The organism is Chitinophaga qingshengii (assembly GCF_014529935.1).
Lineage (GTDB): Bacteria > Bacteroidota > Bacteroidia > Chitinophagales > Chitinophagaceae > Chitinophaga > Chitinophaga qingshengii.
Genome location: NZ_JACVFC010000004.1, coordinates 254,656 through 274,720 on the forward strand (window position 1 = coordinate 254,656; position 20,065 = coordinate 274,720).

Annotated in this window: 17 protein-coding genes; 13 read left to right on the forward strand and 4 right to left on the reverse strand. The window is 48.1% G+C overall.

The annotated features are described in order from the left end of the window. Nucleotides 1-42: 42 nt before the first annotated feature. The 7 genes from ICL07_RS25470 (at nucleotide 43) to ICL07_RS25500 (ending at nucleotide 5,683) form a co-directional block, all read left to right on the forward strand. The gene (locus ICL07_RS25470; RefSeq protein WP_188090887.1) at nucleotides 43-552 is read left to right on the forward strand and encodes an OmpH/Skp family outer membrane protein; all 510 of its coding nucleotides are present in this window, start codon (nucleotides 43-45) and stop codon (nucleotides 550-552) included. A 188-nt stretch (nucleotides 553-740) separates the two neighbouring features. Continuing rightward, nucleotides 741-896 (forward strand): 50S ribosomal protein L34, encoded by a 156-nt coding sequence (gene rpmH / locus ICL07_RS25475; protein ID WP_012788729.1) that lies wholly within the window; start codon nucleotides 741-743, stop codon nucleotides 894-896. Nucleotides 897-920: 24 nt separating this feature from the next. Continuing rightward, nucleotides 921-1,307, forward strand: coding sequence for a ribonuclease P protein component (locus tag ICL07_RS25480; RefSeq protein WP_188091182.1), 387 nt, complete (start codon nucleotides 921-923; stop codon nucleotides 1,305-1,307). An 89-nt stretch (nucleotides 1,308-1,396) separates the two neighbouring features. After that, on the forward strand, nucleotides 1,397-1,621 hold the full coding sequence (gene yidD, locus ICL07_RS25485; protein ID WP_425490634.1) for a membrane protein insertion efficiency factor YidD: 225 nt from the start codon (nucleotides 1,397-1,399) through the stop codon (nucleotides 1,619-1,621). A 47-nt stretch (nucleotides 1,622-1,668) separates the two neighbouring features. Next, nucleotides 1,669-3,345: a S41 family peptidase gene (locus tag ICL07_RS25490; RefSeq protein WP_188090888.1), complete on the forward strand. Its 1,677-nt coding sequence runs from the start codon at nucleotides 1,669-1,671 to the stop codon at nucleotides 3,343-3,345. A gap of 144 nt (nucleotides 3,346-3,489) precedes the next feature. Then, entirely contained in the window at nucleotides 3,490-4,872 is a 1,383-nt protein-coding gene (locus ICL07_RS25495) for a Gfo/Idh/MocA family protein (RefSeq protein ID WP_188090889.1), read from the forward strand. Between the two features lie 19 nt (nucleotides 4,873-4,891). Further along, nucleotides 4,892-5,683 (forward strand): 3-keto-disaccharide hydrolase, encoded by a 792-nt coding sequence (locus tag ICL07_RS25500; protein WP_188090890.1) that lies wholly within the window; start codon nucleotides 4,892-4,894, stop codon nucleotides 5,681-5,683. 135 nt (nucleotides 5,684-5,818) lie between these two features. Here ICL07_RS25500 and ICL07_RS25505 read toward each other — a convergent pair whose 3' ends face one another. Further along, nucleotides 5,819-6,424, reverse strand: coding sequence for a superoxide dismutase (locus ICL07_RS25505; RefSeq protein WP_188090891.1), 606 nt, complete (start codon nucleotides 6,422-6,424; stop codon nucleotides 5,819-5,821). 238 nt (nucleotides 6,425-6,662) lie between these two features. On the opposite strand from ICL07_RS25505, the gene ICL07_RS25510 reads away from it, so the two are divergent. The 3 genes from ICL07_RS25510 (at nucleotide 6,663) to ICL07_RS25520 (ending at nucleotide 8,999) form a co-directional block, all read left to right on the forward strand. Continuing rightward, nucleotides 6,663-7,367 (forward strand): helix-turn-helix transcriptional regulator, encoded by a 705-nt coding sequence (locus ICL07_RS25510; protein WP_188090892.1) that lies wholly within the window; start codon nucleotides 6,663-6,665, stop codon nucleotides 7,365-7,367. Nucleotides 7,368-7,663: 296 nt separating this feature from the next. Beyond that, a complete protein-coding gene (locus ICL07_RS25515) occupies nucleotides 7,664-7,873 on the forward strand; it encodes a hypothetical protein (protein ID WP_188090893.1) in 210 nt (69 codons plus the stop codon). A gap of 193 nt (nucleotides 7,874-8,066) precedes the next feature. Further along, the gene (locus tag ICL07_RS25520) at nucleotides 8,067-8,999 is read left to right on the forward strand and encodes an SPFH domain-containing protein (RefSeq protein WP_188090894.1); all 933 of its coding nucleotides are present in this window, start codon (nucleotides 8,067-8,069) and stop codon (nucleotides 8,997-8,999) included. A gap of 70 nt (nucleotides 9,000-9,069) precedes the next feature. Here ICL07_RS25520 and ICL07_RS25525 read toward each other — a convergent pair whose 3' ends face one another. From ICL07_RS25525 to ligA, 3 genes are read right to left on the reverse strand one after another with little or no spacing between them, the layout of a single operon-like run. Further along, on the reverse strand, nucleotides 9,070-9,741 hold the full coding sequence (locus ICL07_RS25525) for an acetyltransferase (RefSeq protein WP_188090895.1): 672 nt from the start codon (nucleotides 9,739-9,741) through the stop codon (nucleotides 9,070-9,072). Nucleotides 9,742-9,781: 40 nt separating this feature from the next. Continuing rightward, nucleotides 9,782-10,222 carry a nucleoside deaminase gene (locus tag ICL07_RS25530; protein WP_168871166.1) on the reverse strand — a complete coding sequence of 147 codons (441 nt, stop codon included), beginning with the start codon at nucleotides 10,220-10,222 and terminating at the stop codon, nucleotides 9,782-9,784. 4 nt (nucleotides 10,223-10,226) lie between these two features. After that, nucleotides 10,227-12,332: an NAD-dependent DNA ligase LigA gene (gene ligA, locus ICL07_RS25535; protein WP_188090896.1), complete on the reverse strand. Its 2,106-nt coding sequence runs from the start codon at nucleotides 12,330-12,332 to the stop codon at nucleotides 10,227-10,229. Nucleotides 12,333-12,495: 163 nt separating this feature from the next. On the opposite strand from ligA, the gene ICL07_RS25540 reads away from it, so the two are divergent. The 3 genes from ICL07_RS25540 to ICL07_RS25550 all read left to right on the forward strand — a co-directional run bounded on the left by ICL07_RS25540 (nucleotide 12,496) and on the right by ICL07_RS25550 (nucleotide 20,035). Then, nucleotides 12,496-13,215 (forward strand): NUDIX hydrolase, encoded by a 720-nt coding sequence (locus tag ICL07_RS25540; RefSeq protein WP_188090897.1) that lies wholly within the window; start codon nucleotides 12,496-12,498, stop codon nucleotides 13,213-13,215. 719 nt (nucleotides 13,216-13,934) lie between these two features. Beyond that, a complete protein-coding gene (locus ICL07_RS25545) occupies nucleotides 13,935-17,333 on the forward strand; it encodes a methylmalonyl-CoA mutase family protein (protein ID WP_188090898.1) in 3,399 nt (1,132 codons plus the stop codon). A gap of 272 nt (nucleotides 17,334-17,605) precedes the next feature. After that, the gene (locus ICL07_RS25550) at nucleotides 17,606-20,035 is read left to right on the forward strand and encodes a bifunctional YncE family protein/alkaline phosphatase family protein (protein ID WP_223152102.1); all 2,430 of its coding nucleotides are present in this window, start codon (nucleotides 17,606-17,608) and stop codon (nucleotides 20,033-20,035) included. Nucleotides 20,036-20,065 lie beyond the last annotated feature (30 nt).

Consider the following 20,065-nt stretch of genomic DNA (forward strand, 5'->3'; position numbering starts at 1 on the left):
TAACTAATAAGTATTAAAATTTTTTTAAACACAGACAACATCATGAAGAAGTACGTAATTATTGCTTTCGTAGCAGTTACCGGTTTGTTCAGCGTGAATGCAATGGCCCAGTCCAAAGTAGCTCATATCAATGCGCAAGCGCTCGTAGGTAGTATGCCGGAAGCCAAAAAAGCAGAGACTGATCTCCAGACTTTTGCACAGAGCCTGGAAGGTGAAGGCAAAACAATGGTGGACGAGTACACTAAAAAAGTAAAAGAATTCGACGACAAGGCGGCCAGCATGACCGACAATATGAAAGAAATCAAAGGCCGTGAAATCCAGGATGCGCAGAAACGTATCCAGGACTACCGCGATCAGGCTGAACAGAAAGTACAGCAAAAACAGCAGGAACTGCTGAAACCCATCTACGATAAAGCCCGTAAAGCCATCGAAGATGTTGCCAAAGAAAAAGGCTATGGTTATGTAATCGACAGCTCTGCTGGTCTGTTACTGGTGTCACCTTCTGCTGACGACCTGCTGCCTGCAGTAAAAGCTAAACTCGGTATTAAATAATCAACGTTTTTAATATAAGAGATGGAATACGGTATCCGCCGTATTCCATTTTTTATTGAGGAGGCAGGTATTTTGGGATTTATTTTACTTTTTAAATTATTTCTGCTACCTTTGCCTTCCGTTTTAAAAAATAGTATCTCCGAAAGGGGAGTCTTTTAGTATAGTACAGGTAAAAACATAAAAAAGAAATGAAACGTACTTTTCAACCGCATAACAGACGCAGAAAGAGCGTTCACGGCTTCAGAAAGAGAATGGAAACTGCCAACGGCCGTAAGGTACTGGCTTCCCGTAGAGCAAAAGGTCGTAAGAAGCTGACTGTTTCTGACGAGCGTAAGCTGAAATAATCCAGTAGCTAAATACTATTTGCCATAAAAACTTATTCTTTTACAAAAGAAGAGAGGTTAAAGAGCAGAAAACTTATTGAAACGCTTTTTCGTGAAGGAAAAGCGTTTTCTGTTTTCCCGTTCCGTGTGATTTACCTGCCCGTAAAGGAGCTGCCGGTAAATAAATACCCGGTACAGGTAGGTTTTAGCGCCTCTACCCGCCGTTTTCCCCATGCGGTGGACCGTAACCGTATCAAACGGTTGTCCCGTGAAGCCTGGCGCCTCCAGAAGCAGGGATTGTATGACCACCTGCGCGCCGAATCCCGTCAACTCGCAGTTTTCCTCGTCTATACCGACAAAAAAATAGGTGATTTTTCTACCCTGCACCACAAAATTTCGGTAATTTTAGAGAAATTGAAGAATAGCTATTAGTCTCCTGCTGTTAGCTTTTAGGGAATGCTGGGAAGTTGTTTTACTAAAAGCCGACACCCCCGGCCGGCTATTGGCCTAAAAGCGATGCTATGATGAAGCGCTGGTTAAGTTATCCATTTATTTTCCTGATTAAAGTATATCAATGGCTGATCTCTCCGCTGCTCGGCGCCAAATGCCGCTATACGCCCTCCTGTTCCCAGTACGGACTGGAAGCGTTCCGGAAATATGGCGTTTTTAAAGGCGGCTGGCTCACCATAAAACGTGTCTTGTCCTGCCACCCCTGGGGTGGGCATGGCTATGACCCGGTTCCCTGACATTCCGTTTTACCCGCCAACTTATCGTTCATCTTATATCCTTTTGCATGCGTGCATTGTTGAATAAAAGAAAAAAGCTGTTGGCAGCTTTGCTGCTGCTGATCACCGCCGGTGGCCTCTTCGCTTATAATGAAAGCGACCGCTACTTCCAGATCGCCAAAAACCTGGATATCTTCGCCGCTTTCTACCGGGAACTGAACACCTACTATGTAGATGACCTGCCCCCGGAAAAAGTAATGCATCGCGGCATTGAAGCCATTCTCGAAGAAACAGACCCTTTTACCGATTTTGTGACGGAAGAAAACCTGGACGACCTCAAGTTCATGGCTACCGGCAAATACGGCGGGGTAGGAGCTTCTATCAATAAAAACGGGGAATGGACCGCCATCACCGATGTATATGAAGGCAGCCCGATGGATAAAGCCGGCGTAAAACCGGGAGATATCATCGTTACCATGGACGGTAAATCTGTAAAAGATACTCCCCAGGAAGAAATCAGCAAATTGCTGAAAGGCGCTCCCGGTACAGCGCTGGACATCCTGTTCCGTAACCCTGTTTCCGGTAAGGAAACACCTAAAAAAATCATCCGTGAGGAAATCAATGTAAAACCGGTCAGCTACTCCGGCCTGGTAGGGAAAGACATCGCCTATATCCGTATGACACAGTTCACCGAAAACAGCGGCGCAATGGTACGCAGTGCCTTCCAGCAGCTGAAGCAGGCCAATCCCGGCCTCAAAGGGGTGATACTGGACCTGCGCGGTAACCCCGGCGGCCTGCTGGATGAAGCCGTTGTGGTGGCCAATATCTTCGTGGATAAAAGCAAACTGATTGTCAGTACCAAAGGCAAAGTGAAAAACTGGGACCGTAACTACGAAACATCAGAAGTACCCGCAGATGTGCATATCCCATTGGCGGTACTGACGAACCACTCTTCTGCTTCCGCTTCAGAAATCGTGGCAGGGGCCGTTCAGGACCTCGACAGGGGCCTGGTAGTGGGGCAGCGCTCCTATGGCAAGGGCCTGGTGCAAACCACCCGCCAGCTGCCTTATAATACCAAATTGAAAGTCACCACCGCCAAATACTACACACCCAGCGGCCGCTGTATACAGGCGATCGATTACTCCCATCGTAACGACGATGGCAGCGTAGACTATGTACCCGATTCACTGAAAAAGACCTTCCGTACTGCCGGTGGCCGTACCGTAAAAGACGGTGGCGGGATAGAACCGGATACCGTGGTGGCGCCTACCTATATCAGCCAGGTATCAGCTACGCTGCTACGCAAACAATTTATCTTCGATTACGCCACCAGCTATTATTACAGTCACTCTAAAGTAGCGCCGGCAGCCAGCTTCTCCCTGACAGATGAAGAGTTCTCCGATTTTGAACGTTTCCTCGACAATAAGGACTACAGCTATAAGACCCGTAGTGAAGATGCGCTGGAGAATTTCAAAAACACGGCACGGAAAGAAAAGTACTACGATGCCGTGTCTAAAGAGCTGGAACAGCTGGAGCAAAAGATGAAACATGATAAGAAGCAGGACCTGCTGAAAAATAAAACCGAGATCAAACGCCTGCTGGAAGAGGAAATTACCAATCGTTACTATGCACAGCAGGGGCGTATTGCGCGGTCGCTGGCCTGGGACAAGGAGGTGAATACCGCCGCTGCCATGCTGCGCGATCCTGTTGCCTATAAGCAATTGCTGAGTACCGGCCGCCAGTAAAATAACAGACAAGATATTACTGTAAAGCCTGCTTCCCTTACCCGGAGCAGGCTTTCGTATGTATAAAATTATGATTTCCCATTTATTGTATTTATTTTAACCAACGCATTCATCAATTTCTTCCATTAAAGTAAAAAGCTATACATGCCAGTAAATTCCAACGAAAGCTCACGCCGGCATTTTATCAGCAAATTTGCAAAAGGCGTGGTGGGGGCCTCTCTGTTGCCCAACATCATCACCGCCGCTGATAGACAACGGAACGTTGAATCACTCTCACGACTCAAAGAAAAGTACAGTGCCAACGATCAGATCCAGGTGGCATTGATTGGCGCCGGTGGCATGGGCACGGCAGATGCCAATACTGCTATTACCGTACCCGGTGTGAAACTGGTAGCTGCCTGCGACCTGTACGACGGCCGCCTGGCGGACGCCAAAAAGAAGTGGGGCAATGATATTTTCACGACCCGCAACTACAATGAAATCCTTGACCGTAAAGATATCGACGCGGTAATTATTGCAGTGCCTGACTTCTGGCATAAGGAGATTTCTGTGGCAGCGATGAACAAAGGCAAATCTGTTTATTGTGAAAAACCAATGGTACATGACGTGAGCGAAGGTCCTGCTGTGGTAGAAGCACAGAAAAGGAACGGCAAAGTCGTATACCAGGTAGGCAGCCAGGGCATGAGTTCCCTGGGCAATGAAAAAGCCCGTCAGCTGCTGAAAGACGGCGCTATCGGTAAACTGAACTATGCCGAAGGTTTCTGGGCCCGTATGTCGCCCACCGGCGCCTGGCAATATCCTATTCCGGCAGATGCTTCCACCAAAACAGTGGATTGGGATATGTACCTTAAAAACGCACCCAAACGCGCTTTTGACCCGCTGCGTTTTTTCCGCTGGCGTAATTACAAAGACTATGGTACCGGCGTTTCCGGCGACCTGTTCGTGCACCTGTTCTCCAGCCTTCACCTGGTAACCGGCTCCATAGGCCCTAATAAAGTAATGGCTACCGGTGGTTTGCGTTACTGGAAAGATGGCCGCGAAGTACCGGATATTATGCTCGGTATGTTCGACTATCCTGAAACAGCGATCCATCCGGCGTTTAACCTGTCACTTCGCGTAAACTTTGTAGACGGTACCGGTGGAACCAATTACCTGCGTATGGTGGGTAGTGAAGGTTCTATGACCGTAGAATGGGACCGTGTAACATTGCTCCGTAATCGTGTAGCCGTTGACGAGAATGATCCGCTGGCAGCTGCCAACGCAGCAGCTGAAGCAGGAAAAGCGTATACCTATCACCGTGCCGATATGCTGCCGCCGGATAAAATGGTATATGAAGCCGACAAAGGTTATAAAGGCGCGCATTTCGACCACTTCTACAACCTGTTCAACGCCATGCGTACCGGTGGTAAAGTAGCCGAAGATCCGCTGTTTGGTTTCCGTGCAGCCGCTCCTGCATTGCTGTGCAACGAAAGTTATTTCAACAATAAGATCATTCAGTGGGACCCACAGAACCTGAAAGTTGTATAATCCATAAAACGTGAACCATATGAAGAAGTTTTTAGTACCTGCCCTGTCCGTAATGGCTATTACAGTCATGTCATGCGGCGGCGGCGCTACCAAAGAAGCCGGCGATTCAACAGCGGTAAAAGATTCCGTGACCACTACCGCACCTGCCACCACTGTTGACACTACTGCCATTACTTCCCTCAGCGAAGCAGATAAAGCAGCAGGCTGGCAGCTGTTATTCAACGGTACCAGCAAAGATGGCTGGCGTGGTTTCAAAAACAAACCTACCGAACCATGGGTAGTGGAAAATGGTATCCTGCACTGCCTGGGCAGCACCACCGATAAAAGTGATAAACGGGGTGATCTGATCACTGATAAGGAATATGAAAATTTTGAGCTGACAGCAGACTGGAAGCTGGCGCCTAAAGGCAATAGCGGTATCCTGTATATGGTGACAGAAGAATTTGATGCGCCATATCTGAGCGGACCGGAATATCAGATCATTGACGACAATAACTTCCCGGAGAAACTGGAAGACTGGCAGAAAACCGGCGCTAACTATGCCATGAATCCTCCGCTGGTGGCTGCTTCCAATCCTATCGGACAGTGGAATACCACCAAAATCATTGTGAACAAAGGGCATGTAGAGCACTGGCTGAATGGCCAGAAAACGGCTGAATATGAGCTGGGTTCTGAAGAGTGGAAAAAACACAAGGCAGAAGGCAAATGGAAAGATGCCAAAGGCTACGGAATGTCTAAAAAAGGCCACATTGCGTTGCAGGATCACGGCAGCGAGATCTGGTTCAAGAATATTAAAATCAAGGAAATTTAGGGATTTCTTGATTTACGATTTTTTGATTTCGTGAATTGATAAAAAAAGGAGACCGAAGCGAATAATTGCTCGCTTCGGTCTCCTTTTTTTATCAATTCACGAAATCCGTAATCAAAAAATCACAAAATCCGTAAATTAAATAGCGGCTTCGTATCTTTTGCTGATTGCGTTCCAGTCAATTACGTTCCAGAAAGCAGCCAGGTATTCCGGGCGGCGGTTCTGATATTTCAGATAGTAGGCGTGTTCCCACACGTCAACACCCAGGATAGGCGTACCTTTTACTTCAGCAACATCCATCAGCGGGTTGTCCTGGTTAGGTGTGGAAGTTACTTCCAGTTTGCCGTCTTTTACGATCAGCCATGCCCAGCCGGAACCGAAGCGGGTAGCGCCGGCAGCGTTGAATTTCTCCTTGAAGGCATCAAAAGAATTGAAAGCGGTGTTAATAGCTTCCGCCAGTTTACCTGTAGGCTGGCCACCGGCATTAGGAGCCAGGCTGGTCCAGAAAAAGCTGTGATTCCAGTGACCACCGCCGTTGTTTCTTACAGCAGGGCTGATTTTTCCAGCATTTGCCACCAGTTCTTCCAGTGATTTATTCTCGTTCTCAGTGCCGGCAATCGCTTTGTTCAGATTGTCAACATATGCCTGATGATGCTTACCATGGTGAATTTCCATTGTCAATTTATCAATATGCGGCTCTAACGCGTCGGTAGCGTAGGGTAAGCTCGGGAGTGTAAATGCCATAACTCTGGTTTTTATTGGGTTTGAAAATATTATTTATTGATAGTCGCCAAATTTACTGCCAATCCGTTAAAAATCAATTTCATTTTTCAATTACTAAATTAGGCCCCGCCCAATGCTATGTCATATGGAAAATTATTTTATATTTACATAGACTCGGTTTAACAGGACGTAACATCAGACATGTTTTTTCGTATGTGCCTGACAGTTGTTTACCTATTGTTTGTTTAAAACGTATAGTATGCATACAGGCTCGGACTTAGGGCAAAACCTTTCCCTCACCGCCTTGCAAAAGGAAAATGAGCAGCTAAGAGATCGTTACCAGTGGTTGGAGAGCATTGTAAACAATGTACCTGCCATGCTTTACTGTTATGATAATAACAACAAAACCATCACCTGGTGTAATCGCTATCTGGCGGATGCTTTTGGGTATAGTCCGGCAGAAATGACGGGCCTGGGAATGGATTTTTTCCGTCACATCATGCACCCGGATGATTTCAAAATGGCGGGTGTTGCACAGCAGTCCTTCAGGGACAACAAGAGCCAATTTGGTGGGGTAGCCCGTGTGCGGAAGATCGGCGAAACAGATTACCGCTGGTTGCTGGGAATGGAAGTGCCGTTTACCTGGGATAGCCTGGGCCAGGTGGAGGAAATCATCTGTGTTTTCCTGGACCTGACCAATGCCATTGATACCAACGCCCAGCTGACCGTGGCGCTGAATGAAATACTGCGCCGGCAGAACGAAAACCTGGTGAATAAACTCACGCCGCGGGAGAAAGATGTACTGGGACTGGCCGTACAGGGACTGAACAACAAGGAAATTGCCAACTCACTGAACCTGAGTCGTTATACCGTAGAAACACATCGTAAAAATATCCGGCTGAAGCTGAAAGTCCGTAATACCACAGAACTGGTTGCCATTGCCCGGAAGATTGGTTTTCAGTAGTCTTCTTTATGTTAAAATAATATCAGTATTTCGCAAATTTTTATCAAAAAATACGCACCCTCAAAATACACCTTCTGGCATGAAAAATATATTATTAAATTGTATACTGCTGATTGTCAACTATTGCGGATGCAAAAATTGCGAAAAAACTTTTGCTAAACTTTGCTAAATTTTCACAAAAATACCCAAGGTTGGGTATTTGCTTGCTTTTGTATCTCCACTAATTTAGTGTATTAAAGAAAAGTATGTTTTTTAAACATCCGGACATGATTATTGGCTGAAATACCCCTATCACTATGATAACCGAGGAAAGAGCATTTTATATCTTACAACTGGAACAGACTGCCACCGCGGAGGAGATTGTGGAGCGTTATGAAAATTTGAAGGATCAGTACAGAAAGATCAAGGACGAAACGGAAGATCTGAGAACCCGGCTGGCCTACCAGTTAAAACAAATCGAATTGGACGACGTATTTATCTACTTCAGAAGAAAACAGCGGATCTAAGAGACTTAGCTTTTTATAATATTCATTCATTGTCTTTTTTAAGCTCAGTTTTTCATCCATTGTTTGTCTTCGTACAAACACCCTCAAAATTAACCTGCTTTTAGCTCGCCGGAAAACCTTTGTCTACACTTCCATTGCGGTTTATTTGATTATATTTAGGCGTTCAAACCCTACCTAATTAAAAACACCCATTATGAACGTATTTTTGTCGATTGTAGGCTTTCTCGTACTGATCGTATTCTTATCCTCGTTTGTGACCGTACAACAAGGGAATGTAGCCGTTATGACTATCTTCGGTAAGTACAACCGTATTTTGTTTCCGGGCCTGAACTGGAAAATACCCCTGATTGAAAAAGTTTTCAAGAAAATTTCCATTCAGAACCGCTCTGTGGAACTGGAGTTCCAGGCGATTACCATTGACCAGGCCAACGTATATTTTAAGGCGATGCTGTTGTATTCCGTATGGAACCAGGAAGAAGAAACCCTGAAAAATGTAGCTTTTAAATTTATGGATGAAAGAAGTTTCATGCAGGCGCTGGTGCGTACCATTGAAGGTTCTATCCGTGGTTTTGTGGCTACCAAAAGACAGGCGGAAGTACTCGGTCTGCGTAAAGACATTACCGAACACGTAAAAGAGCAGATAGACAAAACCCTGGAAGAGTGGGGCTTTCACCTGCTCGATCTGCAAATGAATGACATTACATTCGATGAAGTGATTATGAAATCCATGGCGCAGGTGGTATCTTCCAACAACCTGAAAGCCGCGGCAGAAAACGAAGGCCAGGCCTTGCTGATCACTAAAACCAAAGCTGCAGAAGCCGATGGTAATGCCATCAAAATTGCCGCAGAAGCAGAACGCCAGGCGGCGCAGCTGCGCGGTATGGGTGTTGCCCTGTTCCGTGAGGAAGTGGCCAAAGGTATGACCACCGCCGCCAAAGAAATGCAGCAGGCCAACCTGGATACTTCGGTGATCCTCTTCTCTATGTGGACAGAAGCGATCAAAAACTTTGCAGAGAACTCCAAAGGCAACGTCATCTTCCTGGATGGCTCGGCCGAAGGCATGGACCAGACCATGAAACAGATGATGGCCATGAATAAACTGATGCAAGCCAAAATGGAAAAATAACCATCACGGCTTTATAGATAAACGCCCGGCAGTGATATACTGCCGGGCGTTTTTTATGGGAAGAAAAAAATTACAGGTATTTGTCGCCCGCTTTGCGTTCGCCCATTTTGCGGGCCGGAACGCCATACCAGGTGCTGAAAGCATCCACCGGTTTCAGTACTACCGCACCGGCGCCGATCAGGCTTTGTTCCCCGATGCTGATGCCATGTTTTACTACTGCGCCGATGCTCACGGCGGTGTAGGCGCCAATGCTCACATTACCGCCGGTAACTACCCGCGGGGCTACACTGGCATAATCATCCATACGGTTGTCGTGTTCTATACAGGCCATGGTATTGATAATACAATGGTGCCCGATGACCGCACCGGTATTGATGACCGCATTGGCCGCAATAAGGTTGCCTGTACCGATGCTGGCAGTATCGGATATCACAGCGGATGGGTGAATCGCATTGATAAAGGCAAAAGCGGGTGCTATCGCCTGTATTTTAGCCACCACCTGGCTGCGTATCCAGTTATCGCCAATAGCCACGATACCACCGCTGATTTGTTGTGCCGCCATCAGCGCCGGCAGATCGGCTTCGTTGCCCAGTACAGTCAGTGCTCCGAAACACCGGGTCCCTTTTTCCTTGTTGGTGTCGATAAACCCTGCCAGCCGGTATTCCGGCATGTGGGAGAGGATATCTGCCACTACCTTACCATGGCCGGATGAGCCAATAACAACGATGTTTTTCTGTTGCATAAAATCCGGTCTCTCAATAAAAAATGGTTAAAAAATATGCTTAGCGTTTTTGCTCGAAAAAGGTCTTCATCAGCTGCAGGCTTTCTTCCTTACAGGGACCGGCTTCCAGCTTTGTTTTGGGATGGAAGGGCGACCGTTCACCGGTAGCGCGGCGATAACTGTTTTTATCATCCGCGGCGGCATATACGATCCTGCCTATTTTGCTCCAGTACAAAGCGCCGGCACACATCAGGCACGGCTCTACGGTCACATACAGGGTAGCCTCCATCAGGTATTTACTGCCCAGCGTATTAAAAGCCGCAGTGAGAGCAATCATTTCTGCGTGGGCGGTACAATCGTTCAGCCGCTCTACCTGGTTATGCCCCCGGCCTATTACCTGGTTGTTGAGCACCACTACTGCCCCGATGGGCACTTCTCCGTCTTCAAAAGCTTTATGCGCTTCTTTCAGCGCCTGTTTCATATAGTAAGTATCGTCAATCATAATCCTATTTAATCATCTCCAGGAACTCATCTTCGGTGATAATCCTGATGGTGTTGATCTTCTTCGCTTTTTCCAGTTTGCTGCCGGCCTCTTCTCCTACTACGAGATAGTTGAGTTTGCTGCTCACTCCGCTCACGATTTTGCCGCCTTGTTGTTCCACCATTTCTTCCGCTTCGCTGCGTTTCAGTTTATGCAGGGTACCGGTGAAGAGGAAGGTTTGGTCGGCCAGGTTACCACCGGTATGGCGTTCGCTTTTGGTGTTGGTCATGTTGATGCCCAGGGAAGCGAGTTTCTCCAGCATGTGAATATTATCATCGTTGGAGAAAAACAGGCGGATAGAGCCGGCTACTTTAGGGCCGATGTCTTCCAGTGCCAGGATCTGCTCTTCTGTCCACCCGCGCAGGTCCATGATATTAGTGACAGCATTGGCCAGTGTTTTAGCGGTGGTTTCTCCTACATAACGGATACCAAGGCCGAAAATGAGCCGGTGCAGGGGTTGTGTTTTGGATTGTTCAATCGCGGTCTGCAGGTTGCTGAGCGATTTTTTACCAAAACCTTCCATGGTGCCTATTTTATCGAAGTCCAGTTCGTAGATGCCGGGAATATCTTTCATGAGGCCCTGGGCATAGAACTTACGGACATTGCTTTCGCCGAAACTTTTAATGTCCATGGCATCTTTGCTCACGAAGTGGATCATGCGTTCCACTACCTGTGCTTCACAGTTGATATTGGTGCAGCGCCAAACGCTTTCTCCTTCCGGTTTTACAAGCTGGTCGTTACAAACGGGGCATTGGGTTGGGAACACAATATCCTGTTCTTCTCCGGTGCGCAGGTCGGCTACGGATTTTACTATGTAGGGGATTACGTCGCCGGCTCTTTCTACCAGCACCATATCGCCCAGTTTCAGGTCTTTCTCCCGGATCACATCTTCATTAAAAAGAGAGATGGAAGACACGGTAACACCACCGATATGTACCGGATCAATTTTAGCTACCGGCGTGATAGAGCCTGTACGGCCTACCTGGAATTCCACGGCGCGCAGCCGGCTGGTAGCCTGGCGGGCCTTGAATTTATAAGCGATGGCCCAGCGGGGGTGGTGGGTAGTCATACCCAGTTTATCCTGCAGGGCATAGTCATTTACCTTGATCACCATGCCATCAATTTCATAGGGCAGGTTGTCGCGTTCGGCTTCAAATTGCAGGCAGTAGTCGATGACCGCTTGTACCCCTTTCACTACTTTTTTCTCTTTCGCAGGGCTACGGAAACCGAGGGTGGACAACAGGTCCAGCGTGCCGCTATGGGTTTTGATGGCATCCGGTTCAGCCTGACCGGCTTCCATGGTATGATAGCTCATGTGATAGAGAAACGCTTCCAGTCCCCGTTTGGCCACTTCGTTGGGGTCCACCATGCGCAGGGAGCCGGAGGCGGCATTGCGCGGGTTTGCCAGCGGGGGCAGGTTTTCCGCGATACGTTTATCGTTGAAGGCTTTGAAAGTGTTTTTATTGATGAGCACTTCTCCCCGTATTTCTATGGCGTGAATACCATATTTGGAAAAGCTGGCAGACAGCGGAATGGAGCGGATCTGGCGGATGTTGGTGGTGATGTCTTCACCGGCAATACCATCGCCCCGGGTGGCGCCTCTGGTAAGGCGGTCATCCTCATAAATCAGCGAGATGCTGGCGCCATCGAATTTAGGTTCGATGCAATATTCTATTTCGGACAGGCCGGAGGCTTCCCTGGCTTTACGGTCCCAGTCAATGAGATCGTCCGCGTTGTAGGAGTTCTCCAGGCTGAGCATGGGTACCAGGTGCTGTACCGTTATAAATTCCTTGGTGAGACCTTTAGCTACGCGCTGGGTAGGGGAGTCGGGACTGATCAGGTCCGGCCGTTCCTGTTCCAGTTTTTTCAGCCAGGTAAAGAGCTGGTCATACTCATAGTCGCTGAGTACGGGATCGCTCTGTACGTAGTAGCGCCAATCGTTGTAGGTAATGACCCGGCGTAAGGCTTCCAGGGTTTCGTCAATGGAGTGCAGCAATGTTTGTTGCTGCTGGTGGTGCAGCAGGTCTTTAGCCAGCTGTGCCAGGGTTATTTCAATTTCCTTTGTGTACATAATACTTGATACTGAGCTGTAAAAATAGACTTATCTTTCCGCTTCACTAAAACAAAGCAAAAAATTCGGTCTTTTTGCTTTTATTGTCCCGATTTTTTCTTTCATTTGAATTATAATACCTAACTGCGAGATTTAAGATATAACTGAAATTCCACGTATTTTTATGATGTCTATGTACACCAAAAACATCAACACTCACCTTGTTGAGATCAAGAATTTTTTTAAGGCAGCGATATCGGTGGATTGCGTCATTTTCGGGTTTAACGGAAATGAGCTGAAAGTGTTACTGATTGAGTCTGACCTGAAAGAATACAAAGGGCAATGGTCGCTGCTGGGAGATATCGTGCGGCCGGATGAAGAGCTGGACGAAGCGGCGTACCGAGTGCTGAAAGCGCGTACAGGACTGGATGACCTGTATATGGAACAGGTACAGACTTTCGGTGCGATCAACCGGCACCCGGCCGGCCGGGTGATCACCGTGGCGTATTATTCCCTGGTAAATATTGAACACGTAGAACTGAAAAAACATAACAACGAGCTGCACTGGCACTCTGTAAAAGAGTTGCAGCAGATGGCTTTTGATCATAAGCAGATATTGGATACCTGCCATGAACGCCTGAAACAACAGGTAATGGTACAGCCCATCGGGTTTAACCTGCTGCCCAAAAAATTCTCCCTGCGCGAATTGCAGAACCTCTATGAAGCTATCCTGGACGTGGAACTGGACCGCCGTAATTTCCGGAAGAAATTTCTTTCTATGGATTTGCTGATGGACCTTAATGAGGAAGAGGAAGATGTGCCGCATCGCCCGGCCAAGCTGTATAAGTTTAACTTCGATAAATACGACCAGCGCAAAAAGCGTTACCTGGGCATTGGATTTTAGTTCCCCGGTATATATACCTTTTCTGTATTCGGGGATGATATTTTTTTAGCCCTTCGGGCGATTTTTACCCTTATTTCTGTTAATATATTTATTGGTGAAATCCTTTGCCAGGAAGGGTTAGACGCTGCATGTCCCACTGTATGAGCAGTTTGGGCTTATTTCTACATAAAAAGGAAAAAAAAGTTTGTTTTTAACAAAAATTTAAGTAAGATTGTGTAAAATATACACACCCTGAAAAAACGCTGTTAAACAGGGGTGGATGAAAACCAGAATTTAGATCGTTTGCACGTTTTGCCATAGAGGTCAATTTTAGAAAATTTCCATTTATCAAGTATGCCAGAAAAAAATCAATAAAGTATTTATCAATAGTTTGATTTTATAGTTCCACGTTATGAAACAAGAAGGCCGCTGAGCACTTTTGTATGGTGTCTTATCTCTACGCTTTCCCTTGTACAGTCATTTGTACAGGGGAAAGTTGTTTTAGGGAATAACTAACCCTTCGGGGATCTGTTTAAATAATTTGCAACAGGAATCTTTTTCTGTTTAATCTCTTCGAAAGCCCTGTAGATCCTGTATTTGCGGCAGTTTTTCCGTAACTTGCATAGCCCACGCAAAGGCGCAAAGCAGCAAAGGCGCAAAGAATTTATATATTTTTTTAACATGTGTTTGTCTTTGCATCTTTGCTGCTTTGCGCCTTTGCGTGAAAAAAAGAATCTTATATGTCATATACACCACAACATAAGGTCCGTATCGTTACCGCAGCAGCACTATTCGATGGGCATGATGCCGCCATTAACATTATGCGGCGTATCATGCAGGCAAAGGGAGCAGAAGTGATCCATCTGGGACATAACCGTTCCGCTGCCGAAATAGTAGACTGTGCCGTGCAGGAAGATGCGCAGGGAATAGCCGTTACCTCCTACCAGGGTGGGCACGTAGAGTTTTTCAAATACATGTATGACCTGCTGCAGGAAAAAGGTTGCGGTCACATTAAGATCTTTGGCGGCGGTGGTGGTACCATCCTGCCATCGGAGATTGAAGAACTGCATGCCTATGGCATTGCCCGCCTGTATTCTCCGGACGATGGCCGGCAGATGGGCCTGGAAGGTATGATTGAAGACCTGATCCGGCAGTGCGATACCGCCGTTACACCGCTTACCGGCGGCAGCAGCGTGGAAGATATCCCGCAGCTGAAAAAAACCAAAAATCCGAAAATCATCGCCCGTGCTATCAGCCTGGCGGAAAACGATATGCCGGTAGCGCTGCTCAGCGGCGTGAAAGCCCGCAAAGCCGTTACGGTAGATGCGGACGCCGGCACTCATATCACCAACGCCCCGGCAGACAGAACTTCTCCGGTACTGGGTATCACCGGCACCGGCGGGGCGGGTAAAAGTAGCGTGACCGATGAGCTGGTCCGCCGTTACCTGAGCCATTTTACGGATAAAACAGTTGCCGTTATTTCGGTAGACCCTTCCAAAAAGAAAACCGGTGGCGCCTTGCTGGGCGACCGTATCCGGATGAACGCCATTCACCATCCCCGGGCTTATATGCGCTCCCTCGCTACCCGCGAAAGCGATAAAGCAATCAGCGAACATATCCAGGAAGCGATCGATGTCTGCAAACTGGCAGGCTTCGATTTCGTGATCCTCGAAACATCCGGTATCGGTCAAAGCGACACCGCCATCACCGACTACTGCGATGTATCCCTGTATGTGATGACGCCTGAATACGGCGCGGCCTCCCAGCTGGAAAAAATCAACATGCTGGACTATGCCGATGTTATCGCTATCAACAAATTCGATAAAGCCGGCGCCCTCGATGCCCTGCACGATGTGCGCAAACAATATAAACGCAACCACGGGCTGTGGACTGCCAAAGACGAGGAACTGCCGGTGGTAGGCTCTATCGCCTCCCAGTTCAACGATGCTGGTATCAACCTCCTCTTTGAAAGAGTGATGGAGAAAGTAGTGGAAAAAACCAGCGCCACCTTTGGCCCGCTGGCACATGAAAGCCTGAAATCCACCACTACCAAATCGCAGATCATTCCTCCGGCACGCGTGCGTTACCTGGCGGAAATCGGCGAGAGCATCGCCGAATACAGCAAGTGGGTTGACGAACAATGCAAGATCGCCACGCAGCTGTACCAGATACAGGGCGTGATAGACCTGGATGCTTCCAAAGCGCCGCTGCTGGCTGATATTCAGATTAAACTCACGGAAGCGCTGCATCCTGAATGCAAAAAGCTGGTGGACGAATGGCCGGCACTGCTGAAAAAATACGCCGCAGATCATTACGAATTCCAGGTAAGGGACAAAGTGATTAAACTGCCTTTGTTCACCGAAAGCCTCAGCCATAGCCGTATTCCGAAGGTTAGTCTGCCTAAGTACAAAGACTGGGGCGACATCCTGCGGTGGCAGCTTACCGAGAACCTGCCGGGCGAATTTCCCTATGCTGCCGGCGTATTCCCGCTCAAACGCGAAGGGGAAGATCCTACCCGTATGTTTGCCGGGGAAGGTGGTCCGGAAAGAACGAATAAGCGTTTCCATTACGTATCGCTCGACCAGCCGGCGAAACGATTGTCCACCGCTTTCGACAGCGTAACGCTCTACGGTGAAGACCCGGCCGTACGTCCGGATATCTACGGGAAAATTGGTAACTCCGGTGTCAGCATCGCTACAGTAGACGATGCCAAAAAACTGTACAGCGGTTTCGATCTTTGTGATCCGAAGACCTCCGTATCCATGACCATCAACGGCCCTGCGCCGATCCTGCTCGCTTTCTTCATGAATGCAGCCGTGGATCAGCAGTGCGAAAAATACATCCGGGAAAACGGACTCACCGAACAGGTACAGGCCACCATCCGGGAGAAATTCAAAGACCACCCGCTGCCGCATTACAACGGCGATCTGCCGGCAGGCAATGATGGCCTGGGATTAAAGCTGCTCGGCATCTCCGGGGAAGAAGTATTACCCCGCGATGTGTATGAGAAAATCCGCGCTCATGCCCTCAGCACTGTACGCGGTACTGTACAGGCAGACATCCTGAAAGAAGACCAGGCACAAAACACCTGTATCTTCTCCACAGAATTTGCGCTTAAACTCATGGGTGATGTGCAGGAGTATTTTATCAGGCAGAAAGTCCGTAACTTCTACTCCGTCAGCATTTCAGGTTACCATATCGCGGAAGCCGGCGCCAATCCTATTACCCAGCTGGCCTTTACATTGGCTAACGGCTTCACTTACGTAGAATACTACCTGAGCCGGGGTATGCATATCGACGATTTCGCGCCGAACCTGTCCTTCTTCTTCAGCAACGGCATGGACCCTGAATATGCGGTGATAGGCCGCGTTGCCCGCCGTATCTGGGCTAAAGCCATCAAATACAAATACAAGGGCAACGACCGCTCCCAGAAGCTGAAATATCATATCCAGACTTCCGGCAGAAGCCTGCATGCACAGGAGATCGACTTCAACGATATCCGCACCACGCTGCAGGCGCTGTACGCGATCTATGATAACTGTAACTCCCTCCATACCAACGCTTACGATGAAGCCATCACCACGCCCACAGAAGAAAGCGTGAGAAGGGCCATGGCGATACAGCTGATCATCAACCGCGAACTGGGTACCGCTAAAAACGAAAACCCGGTGCAAGGCTCTTTCTTCATCGAAGAACTGACCGACCTCGTGGAAGAGGCCGTACTGGCCGAATTTGAGCGTATTACCGAACGTGGTGGCGTACTCGGCGCCATGGAAAGAATGTATCAGCGTAATAAAATCCAGGAGGAAAGTCTTTACTACGAATCACTGAAACATACCGGTGAATACCCGATCGTTGGTGTGAACACCTTCCTTAACAAAAATGGGTCACCGACCATCATCCCGGCAGAAGTAATCCGCTCCACCACGGAAGAGAAAGATTTCCAGATCAAAACCCTGGAAGCCTTCCAGCACAGGCACCAGCATAAAAGCGCCGCTGCGCTGAAACATCTGCAACAGGTGGCCGTTAACAACGGAAACCTGTTCGCAGAGCTGATGGAGACTGTGAAACACTGTTCGCTGGGTGAAATTACGCACGCGTTGTATGAGGTGGGGGGGCAATACCGCCGCAACATGTAACAGTGATGGACATGATTGTGCCTGGGCTGATTTCGCTGATTGGCGGAGATGAGAGCGAAGATTTTTTAAGATGATTATTTTATGTTGATAGTGGGCTGGCCTTGGGTCAGCCCATTGTGTTTTGATGAGTTTAATATTTGTGAAGACGGCTATGTAATGCCCGTCCTGTATGTTATCTTAGTATTATCAATCCTGTGACTATTGCTTTGCGCGGCACGCCTGTTCTAATTTTACCGGCTTAATGGTGTTTATTCTTAATGGTGTTTATTCATATGAAAAAACTGATTTTCAGTGCGCTGCTGCTGGCCGCGATACAGGCTACCGCACAAAAAACAGATACCGTGGCCTCCCGGATATTATTGCCCAATGGATGGTCCCTCACGCCGGTCGGGCATTCGTTGCCACTGGGCGATTTGCCGTTGAATATGGTGGTTTCCGGCTCTGGTAAATACCTGGCCGTGAATAATAACGGGCAAAGCAAACACACGCTGCAACTGATAGATGCGCAAAAGGAAACACTGCTGGATGAAGTAGTGATCCCCAAATCCTGGTACGGACTGGCTTTCAGCAAGGATGAGAAAACGCTGTATGCTTCCGGCGCCAATGATAATGTGATCAGAGCGTATCAGTTAAACAACAATAAGCTGGTATCTACAGATAGCATACGGCTCGGACTAGCCTGGCCAAAGGAAAAAATTTGTCCGACCGGCATGGCTATTGATCACTCACGTAACCGATTATACGTAGTTACAAAAGAAGATAATAGTCTTTACCTCCTGGACCTGGCTGCGAAGACGGTAATTAAACATATTCCGTTGCCGGCGGAGGCTTTTACCTGTCTGCTGTCGAAAGATAATAAAACGCTGTACATCTCTCTGTGGGGAGGTGATGCGGTGGCAGTATACGATATCGCTACGGAAAAAATTGTACAGGAAATTAAAACAGGTAGTCATCCTAACGAAATTATTTTATCGAAAAATGGCAAATACCTGTATGTAGCCAATGCGAACGATAACTCAGTGTCTGTTATCACAACCGCCGATGGTAAGGTGATTGAAAACCTTCATGCAGCGCTGTATCCCGATGCGCCAACCGGTTCCACTACCAATGGCCTGGCATTATCGGAAGATAATAAAACGCTGTACATCGCCAACGCAGACAACAACTGCCTGGCGGTATTTGATGTGGCTACTCCTGGTAAAAGTCATGCGGAGGGATTTGTCCCGGTAGGATGGTATCCCACCTGCGTACGTATCACCGGCAAAAAAGTATTGGTCGCTAATGGCAAAGGTTTTACGTCCATGGCTAATCCTGAAGGTCCTAATCCTATCAGCCGTAAGGATGCCAGCGGTTCGCACCAGGCGAATACCCGTAAAGACCGTCCGGTACAATATATAGCCGGATTGTTCAAAGGTACCCTGTCCATCTTCCGGGAGCCCGGTGAGCAAGTGCTGGGGCAGTGGTCTAAACTGGTATATGACAATACCCCCTATACGAAGGAAAAAGAATTGCGTGCATCCGGTGAAAAAGGTAATCCTATTCCGCAGGAAGCCGGACAATCTTCCCCGATCAAATATGTGTTTTATGTGATCAAGGAAAACCGCACCTATGACCAGGTGCTGGGCGATATCAAAGAAGGGAATGGAGATAGCAGTCTTTGTATTTTCCCGGAAAGAATTACGCCTAATCAGCATAAACTGGTAAGGGATTATGTGTTGCTGGATAATTTTTATGTAGATGCTGAAGTAAGTGCCGATGGCCATAACTGGAGTACTGCTGCTTACGCTACCGACTATACGGAGAAAACCTGGCCTACCAGTTATGGCGGCCGGGGTGGTACCTACGATTATGAGGGCAGCCGTAAAATTGCCTATCCTAAAAAGGGATTTATCTGGGATTATTGCAAACGTGCCGGCGTGAGTTTCCGTAGCTATGGCGAGTTTACCGGCAAAGGTTCGGCCACTCTCAAAACGCTGGAAGGGCATTTCTGCAAGGATTATCCTTCATTTGACCTGACCGTGCTGGATGTGGACCGCCAGCAGATCTGGCAACGTGATTTTGATTCTTTGCTGGCGATAGATGCCGTACCCCGTTTTAATACGGTGCGGCTGGGTAACGACCATACCAGCGGTATGCGTAAGGGCGCCTATTCTCCCTATGCATCTGTGGCGGATAATGATCTTGCAGTAGGAAAACTGATTGAATACATTTCTCATAGCCGTATCTGGAAGGAGAGCGCCATTTTTATCCTGGAAGATGATGCGCAAAATGGTCCTGACCATGTGGATGCCCACCGTTCCACCGCTTATGTGATCAGCCCTTATGTGAAACGTAACAGTGTGAACCACAATATGTACTCCACCTCCGGTATGCTGCGTACCATGGAACTGATCCTGGGGCTGCCGCCAATGAGCCAGTACGATGCTGCTGCTACCCCTATGTGGGAGCTGTTTACCGCTACGCCTGACCTGACGCCTTATATAGCCCTGGATGCCAATGTGGACATCCGTGAGCGCAATACCGCCTGGAATGAGAGTGCCCGCCGTTCTGCCACCTTTGACCTGGCCCATGAAGACCGGGTACCCGATCTGGAGCTGAACGAAGTAGTGTGGAAGGCCATCCGTGGCGAAAATGCAGTGATGCCGGCTCCCCGTAGAAGCGCCTTTGTGAAGCTGCAGGAAAAGGAAGATGATGACGATTGATAAATCGTTTAAGCAAATCCGGGAAACTTT

What these genes read in the sequence shown, in the direction of transcription:
- ICL07_RS25510 (WP_188090892.1), top strand. Translation starts at nt 6,663, where the DNA reads ATGCATACAGGCTCGGACTTAGGGCAAAACCTTTCCCTCACCGCCTTG.
- ICL07_RS25520 (WP_188090894.1), top strand. Translation starts at nt 8,067, where the DNA reads ATGAACGTATTTTTGTCGATTGTAGGCTTTCTCGTACTGATCGTATTC.
- ICL07_RS25540 (WP_188090897.1), top strand. Translation starts at nt 12,496, where the DNA reads ATGATGTCTATGTACACCAAAAACATCAACACTCACCTTGTTGAGATC.
- yidD (WP_425490634.1), top strand. Translation starts at nt 1,397, where the DNA reads ATGATGAAGCGCTGGTTAAGTTATCCATTTATTTTCCTGATTAAAGTA.
- ICL07_RS25500 (WP_188090890.1), top strand. Translation starts at nt 4,892, where the DNA reads ATGAAGAAGTTTTTAGTACCTGCCCTGTCCGTAATGGCTATTACAGTC.
- ICL07_RS25530 (WP_168871166.1), bottom strand. Translation starts at nt 10,222, where the DNA reads ATGATTGACGATACTTACTATATGAAACAGGCGCTGAAAGAAGCGCAT.
- ICL07_RS25505 (WP_188090891.1), bottom strand. Translation starts at nt 6,424, where the DNA reads ATGGCATTTACACTCCCGAGCTTACCCTACGCTACCGACGCGTTAGAG.
- ICL07_RS25515 (WP_188090893.1), top strand. Translation starts at nt 7,664, where the DNA reads ATGATAACCGAGGAAAGAGCATTTTATATCTTACAACTGGAACAGACT.
- ICL07_RS25470 (WP_188090887.1), top strand. Translation starts at nt 43, where the DNA reads ATGAAGAAGTACGTAATTATTGCTTTCGTAGCAGTTACCGGTTTGTTC.
- ICL07_RS25495 (WP_188090889.1), top strand. Translation starts at nt 3,490, where the DNA reads ATGCCAGTAAATTCCAACGAAAGCTCACGCCGGCATTTTATCAGCAAA.
- rpmH (WP_012788729.1), top strand. Translation starts at nt 741, where the DNA reads ATGAAACGTACTTTTCAACCGCATAACAGACGCAGAAAGAGCGTTCAC.
- ICL07_RS25550 (WP_223152102.1), top strand. Translation starts at nt 17,606, where the DNA reads ATGAAAAAACTGATTTTCAGTGCGCTGCTGCTGGCCGCGATACAGGCT.
- ICL07_RS25525 (WP_188090895.1), bottom strand. Translation starts at nt 9,741, where the DNA reads ATGCAACAGAAAAACATCGTTGTTATTGGCTCATCCGGCCATGGTAAG.
- ligA (WP_188090896.1), bottom strand. Translation starts at nt 12,332, where the DNA reads ATGTACACAAAGGAAATTGAAATAACCCTGGCACAGCTGGCTAAAGAC.
- ICL07_RS25545 (WP_188090898.1), top strand. Translation starts at nt 13,935, where the DNA reads ATGTCATATACACCACAACATAAGGTCCGTATCGTTACCGCAGCAGCA.
- ICL07_RS25490 (WP_188090888.1), top strand. Translation starts at nt 1,669, where the DNA reads ATGCGTGCATTGTTGAATAAAAGAAAAAAGCTGTTGGCAGCTTTGCTG.